A 12,216-nucleotide genomic window follows, 5' to 3' on the forward strand; every position below is an offset into this window, starting at 1 on the left:
GAGCGAAGAGCTGAAGAGCCAAGGGAAGTGACCCACACCATGTCCACCAAGCACACGCTCTCCGTCCTGGTCGAGAACACGCCCGGCATCCTCGCCCGGATCGCCGCCCTGTTCTCCCGCCGCGGCTTCAACATCGACTCGCTCGCCGTCGGTGTCACCGAGCACCCCGACATCTCCCGCATCACCATCGTGGTCAATGTCGAGGACCTGCCCCTGGAGCAGGTGACCAAGCAGCTCAACAAGCTGGTCAACGTCCTGAAGATCGTCGAACTCGAGCCCAGCGCCGCGATCCAGCGCGAGCTCGTCCTGGTGAAGGTCCGCGCCGACAACGAGACCCGCTCCCAGATCGTCGAGATCGTCCAGCTCTTCCGCGCGAAGACGGTCGACGTCTCGCCGGAGGCGGTCACCATCGAGGCCACCGGTTCGAGTGACAAGCTGGAAGCGATGCTCAAGATGCTGGAGCAGTTCGGCATCAAGGAGCTCGTGCAGTCCGGCACCATCGCCATAGGGCGTGGCGCCCGGTCCATCACGGACCGGTCCCTGCGGGCCCTCGACCGCAGCGCGTGACACTCCCGACCGTCAACGGGCGCTGACCGCCGGTCCATCCGGCGGTCCGCCTGGCGAGACCCGAAATCCTTCCTCCCGCACCCCGCCGTACGGTGGGACGCAACACCAGCACCTCAAGGAGATACCCAGTGGCCGAGCTGTTCTACGACGCCGACGCCGACCTGTCCATCATCCAGGGCCGCAAGGTCGCCGTGATCGGGTACGGCAGCCAGGGCCACGCCCACGCGCTGTCGCTCCGCGACTCGGGTGTCGACGTCCGTGTCGGTCTGCACGAGGGCTCCAAGTCCAAGGCCAAGGCCGAGGAGCAGGGCCTGCGCGTCGTCACCCCGGCCGAGGCCGCGGCCGAGGCCGACGTCATCATGATCCTGATCCCGGACCCGATCCAGGCCCAGGTCTACGAGGAGTCCATCAAGGACAACCTGAAGGACGGCGACGCGCTGTTCTTCGCCCACGGCTTCAACGTCCGCTTCGGCTTCATCAAGCCCCCGGCCGCCGTGGACGTCGCCCTGGTCGCCCCGAAGGGCCCGGGCCACCTGGTCCGCCGTCAGTACGAGGAGGGCCGCGGCGTCCCCGCGATCGCCGCGGTCGAGCAGGACGCGACGGGCAACGCCTTCGCGCTGGCGCTCTCCTACGCCAAGGCCATCGGCGGCACCCGCGCCGGTGTCATCAAGACGACCTTCACCGAGGAGACCGAGACCGACCTCTTCGGCGAGCAGGCCGTCCTCTGCGGTGGCGCCTCCGCGCTCGTCAAGGCGGGCTTCGAGACCCTGGTCGAGGCCGGCTACCAGCCGGAGATCGCCTACTTCGAGTGCCTCCACGAGCTGAAGCTGATCGTCGACCTCATGTACGAGGGCGGCCTGGAGAAGATGCGCTGGTCCGTCTCCGAGACCGCCGAGTGGGGCGACTACATCACCGGCCCGCGGATCATCACCGCGGACACCAAGGCCGAGATGAAGAAGGTCCTCACGGACATCCAGGACGGCACCTTCGCCAAGAACTGGATGGACGAGTACCACGGCGGTCTGAAGAAGTACAACGAGTACAAGACCCAGGACGAGCAGCACCTCCTGGAGACCACCGGCAAGGAGCTGCGGAAGCTCATGAGCTGGGTGAACGACGAGGAGGCGTAAGCCCCTCGGTGCGGGGCCGGACAGGGTGTCCGGCCCCGTGCCACATCGTTGGACACCCCGTCCAACCACGGACGGGTGATCCTTCCAACGAGGCGTATGAGCTGCGCCGACGCACCACTACACTGCTCAACAACATACGCGTCAGGCCCACAGCGTCGTGCGCTTTCACGCGGCAAGCCCCCTCCACGCCTGCGGCCGTCGGGACGGCCGTCCGCACTGGATCTGTGAGGACTCACGTGAGCTCGAAACCTGTCGTACTCATCGCTGAAGAGCTGTCGCCCGCCACCGTCGACGCGCTGGGCCCGGACTTCGAGATCCGGCACTGCAACGGCGCCGACCGCGCCGAGCTGATCCCCGCGATCGCCGACGTCGACGCCATCCTGATCCGTTCCGCGACCAAGGTCGACGCGGAGGCCATCGCCGCCGCGAAGAAGCTCCGGGTCGTCGCCCGCGCCGGTGTGGGCCTGGACAACGTGGACGTCTCCGCCGCCACCAAGGCCGGCGTGATGGTCGTGAACGCCCCGACCTCGAACATCGTCACGGCCGCCGAGCTCGCCTGCGGCCTCCTGGTCGCCACCGCGCGCAACATCCCGCAGGCCAACACGGCGCTGAAGAACGGCGAGTGGAAGCGCTCGAAGTACACGGGCGTCGAGCTGAGCGAGAAGACCCTCGGTGTCGTCGGCCTCGGCCGCATCGGCGTCCTGGTCGCCCAGCGCATGTCCGCCTTCGGCATGAAGATCGTCGCGTACGACCCCTACGTGCAGCCGGCCCGTGCCGCCCAGATGGGGGTGAAGCTGCTGGCCCTGGACGAGCTCCTGGAGGTCGCCGACTTCATCACCGTCCACCTGCCCAAGACCCCGGAGACCGCCGGTCTCATCGGTGACGAGGCGCTGCACAAGGTCAAGCCCTCGGTCCGGATCGTCAACGCCGCGCGCGGCGGGATCGTGGACGAGGCGGCGCTGTACTCGGCACTGAAGGAGGGCCGGGTCGCCGGCGCGGGCCTCGACGTGTACGCGAAGGAGCCCTGCACCGACTCGCCGCTCTTCGAGCTCGACGAGGTCGTCTGCACCCCGCACCTGGGCGCCTCCACCGACGAGGCCCAGGAGAAGGCCGGCATCGCGGTGGCCCGTTCGGTGCGCCTGGCGCTCGCCGGCGAGCTCGTCCCGGACGCGGTCAACGTGCAGGGCGGCGTCATCGCCGAGGACGTGAAGCCCGGTCTGCCGCTGGCCGAGAAGCTGGGCCGGATCTTCACGGCGCTGGCCGGCGAGGTCGCGGTGCGGCTGGACGTCGAGGTGTACGGCGAGATCACCCAGCACGACGTGAAGGTGCTCGAACTCTCGGCGCTCAAGGGCGTGTTCGAGGACGTGGTCGACGAGACCGTGTCCTACGTGAACGCCCCGCTGTTCGCGCAGGAGCGCGGTGTCGAGGTCCGCCTCACCACCAGCTCCGAGTCGCCCGACCACCGCAACGTGGTCACCGTGCGCGGCACCCTCTCGGACGGCCAGGAGGTCTCGGTCTCCGGCACGCTGGCGGGCCCCAAGCACCTGCAGAAGATCGTCGCGGTCGGCGACTACGACGTGGACCTGGCGCTCGCCGACCACATGGTGGTGCTGCGCTACGAGGACCGTCCGGGCGTCGTCGGCACGGTCGGCCGGATCCTCGGCGAGGCCGGTCTGAACATCGCGGGCATGCAGGTCTCCCGTACGGAGGAGGGCGGCGAGGCGCTCGTCGTGCTCACCGTGGACGACACGGTCCCGGCGGCCGTGATCGCCGAGATCTCGGAGGAGATCGGCGCCACCTCGGCCCGCTCGGTCGACCTGGTCTGACGCGCGGGTCCGCTCGGACGCGTTCCCCGTACCCGGTCGATAGACGCTCGTCTTACACGGATGTCTATCGGCCGGGTACAGTGCTGTCCATGGGACACAAGGAAGACCTGCTCGAAGGTGCCAAGCGCTGCCTCCTGGAGAAGGGCTACGCCCGCACCACCGCCCGCGACGTCGTGGCGGCCTCGGGTACCAACCTCGCCTCCATCGGCTACCACTACGGCTCCAAGGACGCCCTGCTCCAGCAGGCCTTCCTGGCTCTCACCGAGGAGTGGGGCCAGCGGGTCGGCGGGGCGGACTCCGAGGGCGGCGGGGAGCCGCCCGCCGATCCCTACGAGCGCTTCCGCGCCGTCTGGGAGCCCCTGATCGGGGCCGCCGAGGGCAGCCGCCCGGTCTGGAAGCTGCAGACCGAGGTCGTCACCCGGCTGGACGACGACGAGAAGCTGCGCGAGGCGATCAAGGAGCCGCAGCGCGAGGGCCGGCTCGGCATGGCCGAGGGCATGCTCGGCCTCGACCCCGAGGCGGACCCCGAGAAGGCCCGCGTCGCCGGGCTCCTCCTCCAGGCGCTCGCGACCGGTGTGATGATCCAGTGGGTGGTCGACCCGGAGACCGCACCGAGCGCCGACGACCTCACCGCGGGGCTCAAGGTGCTGATGGGGGAGCGGGACTGACGTTCCGTCCGTCCGGTAACGGTCACCGGCCGCGCGGAGCCGTCGTCTCCGGCGCTCGGGTCACGGCGGAGCCCGTCGGGGCCTGAGCTCCGCCGCCGCTACAGCTTCGCCGCCTTCAGAGCCATGTGCAGCAGCAGCCGGTCCTCGCCCGCGTCCAGGTCGAGGCCGGTGAGCTGCTCGACGCGGGAGAGGCGGTAGTAGAGGGTCTGGCGGTGGATGCCGAGCGCGGTGGCCGTGCGGCCCGCCTGGCCCGCGTGGTCGAGGAACACCTCGGCGGTGCGGGCCAGTTCGGCGTGGGACGGGGCCAGCAGGGTGCGGACCACCGGGTCGGGTTCGGTCGGCGGGAGCGCGGTCAGCAGCCGGTACGGGCCGATCGCGGACCACTCCGCCAGCGGGCCGAGGTGCGGCTGGGCGGTCGCCGCGCGGGCGGCCGAGCCGGCCTCGCGCCAGGACACGTCGAGGTCCGCGAGCCCCCGGCGGGGCGTGCCGACCCCCGCGACGGCCGCCGGGCCCGCCGTGCCGCGCAGCCGGCCGGCCGCGGTGACGGCGGGGGAGAGGTTGTCGGCCGAGCGGAGCCGGACGAGCGCGGCGAGCGCGCGGGGGACGGCGCCGGGGACACCGGCCGGTGGCGCCGCGGGCCGCCACGGCACCGTGCACAGGGCCGCCGCGCCCGGCACCGTACGCGGCGACGGGGAGTCCTCCGCGGGCCAGGGCGCCAGGCAGACCAGGGCGTGCAGGCCGTCCGCGTCCGGTCCGAGCGCCGTGCGCAGGGCGGCGAGCGCCATGTCGTACTGCCAGCCGCGCTCGGCCGACAGGGCGGCCCGCAGCTCCCGGGAGAGGTCCGCCCCGGCCCGCTCCTCGTCGGCGAGCAGGTCGCCGATCCGGGCGGCGACCTCCATGGCGGCGGTGAGCTGGGCGTGTGAGGGGCCGGGCTCGGCGTCGAGCAGCCAGACGTAGCCGAGGACGACACCCCGATGGCGTACCGGCAGGCAGATCCGGTCCCGGAAGACGCCCGCGTCGGGGGCGGCCGGGATGCGGACCGGGCCGGTCGCCCGGGTGATGCCGAAGCCCTCGAACCAGGCCCGCACGGCGGGGGTGGACTTCCGGGTCAGGATCGACCGGGTGCGGACCGGGTCCATCGCCTCGTCGTCGTCACTGTCGTGCGCGCCGAAGGCGATCAGCCCGAAATCCCGGTTCTCCAGGGTCGCGGGGGCGCCGAGCAGCGCCGAGATCTCGTCCACCAGCTCCTGGTAATCGCCCTTCACGGCGCCATTCTCGCACCGCCCGCGCCTTCCTTCAGACAGATGTCTGAGAGCGTGGCCACGGATGCGTGACAGCTGTAGATGGCGGACGATCGGAGCGGTCCTTAGGTTTCACGGTGGTTCTTCGTGCTGTTCCCGATTGCTTACGAAAGTTCGGGTAGAGCACCTTTCGTCACCCTGCCCTCTGGAGGTACCCGTGCTGGGTCCCGTGATCCTCGCCGCGTCGCGCAGCGACAAGATGCGCCGTTTCGTGTCGGCCGCCCCCGGGACCAAGCAGGTCGTGGCACGCTTCATCGCCGGCGAGTCCGTCCATGACGTCGTCCCGATCGTGCAGGACCTGGCGGCCCGCGGCCTGGAGGTCACCCTCGACGTGGTCGGTGAGGACATCACCACCGTCGAGCAGTCCCACGCCGCCCGCGACGCCTACCTGGAGCTCATCGGGCGTCTCAAGGAGCTGGGTCTGGGCGCCCGCGCCGAGATGTCCGTGAAGCTGTCGATGTTCGGCCAGTCGCTGGAGAACGGCCACGAGCTGGCCCTCGCGAACGTGCGCCCCGTCGTCGCGGCCGCCGCCGAGATCGGCACCACGGTCACCCTGGACGCCGAGGACCACACCACCCTCGACTCGATGTTCGCCATCCACGAGGAGCTGCGGAAGGACTTCCCGCAGACCGGCTGCGTCATCCAGGCCTACCTCTTCCGCACCGAGGAGGACGCCCGCCGCCTCGCCGCCGACGGCTCGCGCGTGCGGATCGTGAAGGGCGCCTACAAGGAGCCCGCCGAGGTCGCCATCCAGGACAAGCCGGAGATCGACAAGGCGTACGTCCGGATCATGAAGATCCTGATGGAGGGCGAGGGCTACCCGATGATCGGGTCCCACGACCCCCGCCTGATCGCCGTCGGCCAGGAGCTCGCCCGCCGCGCCGGGCGCAAGCTGGACGAGTACGAGTTCCAGATGCTGTACGGCATCCGCAGCGAGGAGCAGAACCGGCTCGCGGCCGAGGGCCACCGGATGCGCGTCTACACCGCCTACGGCACCGACTGGTACGGCTACTTCATGCGCCGCCTCGCGGAGAAGCCGGCCAACCTGCTCTTCTTCGTCCGCTCCATCCTCACCAAGGGCTGAGCCCCACCTCTCAAGAAGGAGTCCCGCGACCCATGGACGCTGTCACCCAGGTCCCCGCTCCGGTCAACGAGCCGGTGCACGGCTACGCCCCCGGTTCCCCCGAGCGCGCCCGTCTGGAGGTCAAGCTCAAGGAGCTGGCCGACAACCCGCGCGAGCTGCCGATGACCATCGGTGGCGTCAAGCGCATGGGCGGCGGCGAGCGCGTCGACGTCGTGCAGCCGCACAACCACAAGTCCGTCATCGGCACCTTCGCCGGCGCCACCCAGCAGGACGCCCAGGACGCGATCGACGCCGCCCTGGCCGCCGCCCCGGCCTGGCGCGCGATGGCCTTCGACGACCGCGCGGCGATCATCCTGCGCGCCGCCGAGCTGCTCGCCGGCCCGTGGCGCGAGACCCTGGCCGCCTCCACGATGCTCGGCCAGTCCAAGACCGCCCAGCAGGCCGAGATCGACACCCCGTGCGAGCTCGTCGACTTCTGGCGCTTCAACGTGGCCTACGCCCGCCAGATCCTGGCCGAGCAGCCGCCGGCCAACTCCCCGGGCGTGTGGAACCGACTGGACCACCGCCCGCTGGAGGGCTTCGTCTACGCGATCACGCCGTTCAACTTCACGGCCATCGCGGGCAACCTGCCCACCGCGCCCGCCCTCATGGGCAACGTGGTGGTCTGGAAGCCGTCCCCGACCCAGACCCACTCCGCCGTGCTCCTCATGGAGCTCCTGGAGGAGGCCGGTCTGCCGAAGGGCGTCATCAACCTGGTGACCGGCGACGGCATCGCCGTCTCCGAGGTGGCCCTGAACCACCGCGACCTGGCCGGCATCCACTTCACCGGCTCGACCAAGACCTTCCAGCACCTGTGGAAGACGGTCGGCAACAACATCGAGACGTACCGCTCCTACCCGCGGATCGTCGGCGAGACCGGTGGCAAGGACTTCGTCGTCGCGCACCCCAGCGCCGACCGCGCCATCCTGAAGACCGCGCTGACCCGTGGCTCCTTCGAGTTCCAGGGCCAGAAGTGCTCCGCGTCCTCTCGTGCGTACGTCCCGGCCTCCATCTGGAACGACGGGTTCAAGGAGGAGTTCGCGGCCGAGGTCGACGGCATCACCATGGGTGACGTCACCGACCTGTCGAACTTCATCGGCGCCGTCATCGACGACCGCTCGTTCGCCAAGAACAAGGCCGCGATCGACCGCGCGAAGGCCGACGCCTCCTGCACGATCGTCGCCGGCGGCACGTACGACGACTCGGAGGGCTACTTCGTCCGCCCGACCGTCATCGAGTGCAGCGACCCGGAGAACGAGGTCTTCACGACCGAGTACTTCGGCCCGATCCTCGCCGTGTACGTCTACGACGACGCGAAGTACGACGAGATGCTGACCCAGATGGAGTCGGTCTCGGACTACGCGCTCACCGGCTCGGTCATCTCCGGTGACCGCGCGGCCGCCGCGTACACGATGGAGAAGCTCCGCTTCGCCGCGGGCAACTTCTACATCAACGACAAGTCGACCGGCGCCGTCGTCGGCCAGCAGCCCTTCGGCGGCGGCCGTGCCTCCGGCACCAACGACAAGGCCGGCGCCCCGCAGAACCTGATGCGCTGGACGCTGACCCGCGCCATCAAGGAGACGCTGGTCCCGCCGACCGAGTACGGCTACCCCCACATGGGCTGACGCCCCCGCCTCCCCGGAGGCCCCTGATCACCGCCCCCCTCCTCGGTCCCCCAACTGAGGACGGGGGCGGTTCTCATTCCCCCTTCACCACGCGCCGCGTCAGGAAGTCGTCGATCAGCGACGCGATCCGCGGGGCGTGGGTCTCCAGGGCGAAGTGGCCGGTGGGCAGGAGGTGGACCTCGGCGTCCGGGAGGTCGCGGCGGAAGGCCTCGGCGCCGGCCGGGACGAAGACCTCGTCGCCCTCGCCCCAGACGGCCAGGAGGGGGACCCGGGAGGTGCGGAAGTACTCCTGGAAGGCCGGGTAGAGGGCGAAGTTGGCGCCGTAGTCGGCGATCAGGCCGAGCTGGATCGCGTCCTGCCCCTCGCGGGACATGAGGGCGGCGTCGTGGTGCCAGGCGTCCGGGCTGAGGAGCTCGCGGAACTCGGCGGGGACGCCCGTCTCGTACTGCCAGCGGATGCCGTCCAGGGAGCGGATCGCGCGGACCGGCTCCTCGGTCTCGGGGGTCCGCTCGGCGATCAGGGCGAGGACCGGGGCCCAGGCGTCGGCGCCGAGGCCCTCCTCGTAGGCGTTGCCGTTCTGGCTGACGATCGCGGTGATCCGCTCGGGGTGGGCGAGGGCGAGGCGCAGGCCGATGGGGGAGCCGTAGTCCTGGATGTAGAGGGCGAACCGGTCGAGGCCGATGGTCTCGGTGAACTCGGACGTCAGCGCGGCCAGTTCGGCGAAGGTGTAGGGGAAGTCGGCGGCGTCCGGGGCCGCGCTGCGGCCGAAGCCCAGGTGGTCGGGGGCGATCAGGCGGTAGCGGTCGGCGAGCCGGGGGATCAGGTCGCGGAACATGTGCGAGCTGGTCGGGAAGCCGTGCAGCAGGAGCAGCGCGGGGGCGTCGGCGGGGCCCGCCTCCCGGTAGAAGATCTCGTGGCCGCGGACGGTGACGGTGCGGTGGTGGACGGGCAGCACGGACATCTCTTCTAACCCCTCTTCGCGCTCTGAATGGTTACGAGGAGAGTCAAGCCGTTGTGCGGCTAACCTGTCAATGCGCGCTGAGGGGTTAGGTGAGGGTCGGGGTGCCGCCGGTCACTCCGCGGCGCCCTCCGGGGCCGCCGCGTTCTTCGCCGCGACCTTGCCCCGGTCCGTCTCCAGCTTGGCGGTGTACACGGCCGACAGGGCCCCGCCCAGGGCGACCAGCATCGCGAGGGCCGGCAGTCCGAGCGACAGGTAGCCGGCGCCGCAGGCCACGGCCCAGACCGCGAGCAGCGCCCTGGCCCGGCGGCTCAGGAACAGGCGCTTCTCCGGCATGGCGGGCACCGACCCCAGGGCTCCCGCGGGGCCGGTGGTCGCCGCCTTGGGGCGCTTGAAGTAGCCGTACACCAGCCACTCGCCGCACAGCTCCCAGCCCTCCGGGTCCAGCCCGTCGAGCACCTTCGCGCGACGCCGGCCGCTGATCACCTCGCGCCGGTACTCCCAGGCGAGCGGCGCACCGGGCGCCCGGCGGCAGACGAAGCGGCCCAGCGAGTCGAGGTGCTCGACCTCCCAGCCCTGGTCGCCGTGGACCGCCAGCATCCGGCGGTCGTTGAAGAGGTCGGCCGTCCAGGTCCATCGCTCGGCCGCCCGGTCCGGTTCCCCGGGCGCCGGCGCGAGCCCGCCGAGCGAGGCCGCGAAGCGCGCGGCCGGGCCGAACTCCTCCTCCGGCGCGGTGCCCGACTCCGCGAGGTGCCCGCGCAGCTCGTCGGCCGTCCGGGTGATCTGCTCCTCGGGCACCCCGGCGGCGCGCAGCGCGCCGCTGAGTTCGGCGAAGTAGGAGTCGGTGCTCATCGTGTGGTTCCCCCTGCGTGCAGCTTGGTCCCTACGGCCCGGTGGAACTGCGTCCAGGCCTCGCTCTCGGCCGCGAGATGGGTCCGCCCGGTGTCCGTGAGCCGGTAGTAGCGGCGTCCGGGGCCCCGTTCGGCGGCCCGGAACTCGGCCTCGACGAGGCCGGCCTCCTCCAGGCGGTTCAGCACGGGATACAGCGTCCCGCCCTTGATCTCGCCGAGTCCCGCCCCGGCGAGCGCCTTGGCGATCTCGTACCCGTAACTCTCACCGTCGGTCAGGCAGGAGAGGACGAGCAGGTCGAGGACTCCCTTGAGCCAGCTGGATCTGCGGTCTGCGGCCATGACAGCATTCCATCACTACCTAGGTAGGAATGCAATCTAGGTAGCCGGTCGAGTGCCGTCTCAGATAGTAGGAAGTCCGAGTAATTGTGGAGACAGTTCGGGTGAGCTGTCCTAGCTTTGTAGGAGCCGAACGTCCCGCTCCATCGAGCGCAGGGCGGTCGAGAGCGTCACGCCCCGAGCAGGCAACCCCTGCGGCGACGCTCCCCGCCCCTTCCGGCGCCTTCGATCACCACCGATCTCGCATCACCGTGGATCTCGGATCAACGCTGATCTCAAGGAGTCGATCTCTCATGGCCGCTCAGACCGCCCGCCGCGTCCGCCACTCCGCCGCCCGCCCCAGCGACGACGCCCGCAAGAACGCCGCCGCCGCCCTCCAGCGCGCCCTCGACCGCCGGGACAACGGCGGCGAGACCGGTCACTGACCCGACCGCGTCCACCGGGTGAGACGCCCGCGGTCCGCCGCCCGCCGCATCGGCGGGCCGGCCCGCCCGCGGGCTCCCTCCCCGGCGCGCCTTCCCCGCCGCCCGGGAGGATCGTCCGCATCCTGGACATGATGTGTCAGACGATGGGACGAAGAGTAGGGTGCCGACATGTCTCACAGCATCGATCTCGCAGTCATCCCCGGCGACGGCATCGGCCAGGAGGTCGTGGCCGAGGGCCTCAAGGTCCTCGCGGCCGTCCTTCCCCAGGATGTGAAGCTGGAGACCAAGGAGTACGACTTCGGCGCCCAGCGCTACCACGCCACCGGTGAGACCCTCACCGACGCCGACCTCGACGCCCTCAAGGGCCACGACGCGATCCTGCTCGGCGCGATCGGCGACCCGTCGGTCCCGTCCGGCGTCCTGGAGCGGGGCTTCCTGCTGAAGCTGCGCTTCGCCTTCGACCACCACGTCAACCTGCGTCCCTCGAAGCTGCTCCCCGGTGTCGCGACCCCGCTCGCCGGCCAGCCCGAGATCGACTTCGTCGTCGTGCGCGAGGGCACCGAGGGCCCGTACACGGGCAACGGCGGCACCATCCGCAAGGGCACCCCGCACGAGGTCGCCACCGAGGTCTCCGTCAACACCGCCTACGGTGTCGAGCGCGTGGTCCGGGACGCCTTCGCCCGCGCCCAGGCCCGCCCCCGCAAGAAGCTCACGCTGGTCCACAAGAACAACGTGCTGACCTTCGCGGGCCACCTGTGGACGAACATCTTCACCAAGGTCGCGGCCGAGTTCCCCGAGGTCACCACCGACTACCTGCACGTCGACGCCGCGACGATCTTCCTCGTCACCGACCCGGCCCGCTTCGACGTCATCGTCACCGACAACCTCTTCGGCGACATCATCACCGACCTCGCCGCCGCCGTCTCCGGCGGGATCGGCGTCGCCGCCTCCGGGAACATCAACCCGGGCGGCGAGTTCCCGTCCATGTTCGAGCCGGTCCACGGCTCCGCACCGGACATCGCGGGCCAGGGCAAGGCCGACCCCACGGCCACCGTGCTCTCCGTCGCGCTGCTGCTGCGCCACCTCGGCTACGAGGCCGAGGCCGCCCGCATCGAGGAGGCGGTCGCCGCCGACCTCACCGAGCGCGGTGACACGCCCCGTACGACGGCCGAGATCGGCGACGCGCTCGCGGTACGCGTAGCGAGCTGACCCGCCGCTGACCGTTCCACCCCAGCCGCCGGGTCGCACTCCGCACCCGGCGGCTGTACCTATGCGGTCGCAGGGTGCCACCATCGAACCCTGGACCGCATCACACCGTTTTCGTGCAGCGGCCCCCACGAGCGATAATCGAACGTGGGGCCGCGGCATGCGGGAAAGCTCGGACGTCCTAGCAGTACTGCGGAGCG

12 protein-coding genes are annotated in these 12,216 nt (G+C 70.8%); 8 read left to right on the plus strand and 4 right to left on the minus strand.

What is annotated here, in order from left to right:
- Positions 1 to 39: 39 nt before the first annotated feature.
- The 4 genes from ilvN (at position 40) to OG309_RS26740 (ending at position 4,191) form a co-directional block, all read left to right on the plus strand.
- A complete protein-coding gene (ilvN, locus tag OG309_RS26725; RefSeq protein WP_046905405.1) occupies positions 40 to 567 on the plus strand; it encodes an acetolactate synthase small subunit in 528 nt (175 codons plus the stop codon).
- A 128-nt stretch (positions 568 to 695) separates the two neighbouring features.
- On the plus strand, positions 696 to 1,697 hold the full coding sequence (gene ilvC, locus OG309_RS26730; RefSeq protein ID WP_329424483.1) for a ketol-acid reductoisomerase: 1,002 nt from the start codon (positions 696 to 698) through the stop codon (positions 1,695 to 1,697).
- A gap of 236 nt (positions 1,698 to 1,933) precedes the next feature.
- Positions 1,934 to 3,523 (plus strand): phosphoglycerate dehydrogenase, encoded by a 1,590-nt coding sequence (serA, locus tag OG309_RS26735; RefSeq protein WP_329424485.1) that lies wholly within the window; start codon positions 1,934 to 1,936, stop codon positions 3,521 to 3,523.
- 89 nt (positions 3,524 to 3,612) lie between these two features.
- Positions 3,613 to 4,191 carry a TetR/AcrR family transcriptional regulator gene (locus tag OG309_RS26740; RefSeq protein WP_329424487.1) on the plus strand — a complete coding sequence of 193 codons (579 nt, stop codon included), beginning with the start codon at positions 3,613 to 3,615 and terminating at the stop codon, positions 4,189 to 4,191.
- 98 nt (positions 4,192 to 4,289) lie between these two features.
- On the opposite strand, the gene OG309_RS26745 is transcribed toward OG309_RS26740, so the two are convergent.
- The gene (locus OG309_RS26745; protein WP_329424489.1) at positions 4,290 to 5,456 is read right to left on the minus strand and encodes a PucR family transcriptional regulator; all 1,167 of its coding nucleotides are present in this window, start codon (positions 5,454 to 5,456) and stop codon (positions 4,290 to 4,292) included.
- A gap of 193 nt (positions 5,457 to 5,649) precedes the next feature.
- On the opposite strand from OG309_RS26745, the gene OG309_RS26750 reads away from it, so the two are divergent.
- Together OG309_RS26750 and pruA are read left to right on the plus strand one after the other, a co-directional pair.
- The gene (locus OG309_RS26750; RefSeq protein ID WP_329424491.1) at positions 5,650 to 6,576 is read left to right on the plus strand and encodes a proline dehydrogenase family protein; all 927 of its coding nucleotides are present in this window, start codon (positions 5,650 to 5,652) and stop codon (positions 6,574 to 6,576) included.
- A gap of 32 nt (positions 6,577 to 6,608) precedes the next feature.
- Positions 6,609 to 8,240, plus strand: coding sequence for an L-glutamate gamma-semialdehyde dehydrogenase (gene pruA / locus OG309_RS26755; RefSeq protein ID WP_329424493.1), 1,632 nt, complete (start codon positions 6,609 to 6,611; stop codon positions 8,238 to 8,240).
- Between the two features lie 73 nt (positions 8,241 to 8,313).
- Here the strand turns inward: pruA and OG309_RS26760 are convergent, their stop codons facing one another.
- The 3 genes from OG309_RS26760 to OG309_RS26770 all read right to left on the minus strand — a co-directional run bounded on the left by OG309_RS26760 (position 8,314) and on the right by OG309_RS26770 (position 10,388).
- Positions 8,314 to 9,201, minus strand: coding sequence for an alpha/beta fold hydrolase (locus OG309_RS26760; RefSeq protein ID WP_329424495.1), 888 nt, complete (start codon positions 9,199 to 9,201; stop codon positions 8,314 to 8,316).
- A 111-nt stretch (positions 9,202 to 9,312) separates the two neighbouring features.
- Positions 9,313 to 10,050, minus strand: a complete 738-nt coding sequence (locus OG309_RS26765) for a hypothetical protein (RefSeq protein ID WP_329424497.1) — start codon at positions 10,048 to 10,050, stop codon at positions 9,313 to 9,315.
- Positions 10,047 to 10,388: a PadR family transcriptional regulator gene (locus OG309_RS26770; protein ID WP_329424499.1), complete on the minus strand. Its 342-nt coding sequence runs from the start codon at positions 10,386 to 10,388 to the stop codon at positions 10,047 to 10,049. Before OG309_RS26770 ends, OG309_RS26765 begins: the two co-directional genes overlap by 4 nt.
- Positions 10,389 to 10,678: 290 nt before the next feature.
- Here OG309_RS26770 and OG309_RS26775 point away from each other — a divergent pair, with 290 nt between their 5' ends.
- Together OG309_RS26775 and OG309_RS26780 are read left to right on the plus strand one after the other, a co-directional pair.
- Positions 10,679 to 10,810 carry a hypothetical protein gene (locus OG309_RS26775; RefSeq protein WP_329424501.1) on the plus strand — a complete coding sequence of 44 codons (132 nt, stop codon included), beginning with the start codon at positions 10,679 to 10,681 and terminating at the stop codon, positions 10,808 to 10,810.
- Positions 10,811 to 10,978: 168 nt separating this feature from the next.
- Entirely contained in the window at positions 10,979 to 12,019 is a 1,041-nt protein-coding gene (locus OG309_RS26780) for a 3-isopropylmalate dehydrogenase (RefSeq protein ID WP_329424502.1), read from the plus strand.
- Positions 12,020 to 12,216 lie beyond the last annotated feature (197 nt).

Source organism: Streptomyces sp. NBC_01268 (assembly GCF_036240795.1).
In the GTDB taxonomy this organism is placed as follows: domain Bacteria; phylum Actinomycetota; class Actinomycetes; order Streptomycetales; family Streptomycetaceae; genus Streptomyces.

What these genes read in the sequence shown, in the direction of transcription:
- pruA (WP_329424493.1), top strand. Translation starts at nt 6,609, where the DNA reads ATGGACGCTGTCACCCAGGTCCCCGCTCCGGTCAACGAGCCGGTGCAC.
- OG309_RS26775 (WP_329424501.1), top strand. Translation starts at nt 10,679, where the DNA reads ATGGCCGCTCAGACCGCCCGCCGCGTCCGCCACTCCGCCGCCCGCCCC.
- OG309_RS26780 (WP_329424502.1), top strand. Translation starts at nt 10,979, where the DNA reads ATGTCTCACAGCATCGATCTCGCAGTCATCCCCGGCGACGGCATCGGC.
- OG309_RS26740 (WP_329424487.1), top strand. Translation starts at nt 3,613, where the DNA reads ATGGGACACAAGGAAGACCTGCTCGAAGGTGCCAAGCGCTGCCTCCTG.
- OG309_RS26760 (WP_329424495.1), bottom strand. Translation starts at nt 9,201, where the DNA reads ATGTCCGTGCTGCCCGTCCACCACCGCACCGTCACCGTCCGCGGCCAC.
- OG309_RS26765 (WP_329424497.1), bottom strand. Translation starts at nt 10,050, where the DNA reads ATGAGCACCGACTCCTACTTCGCCGAACTCAGCGGCGCGCTGCGCGCC.
- ilvN (WP_046905405.1), top strand. Translation starts at nt 40, where the DNA reads ATGTCCACCAAGCACACGCTCTCCGTCCTGGTCGAGAACACGCCCGGC.
- OG309_RS26770 (WP_329424499.1), bottom strand. Translation starts at nt 10,388, where the DNA reads ATGGCCGCAGACCGCAGATCCAGCTGGCTCAAGGGAGTCCTCGACCTG.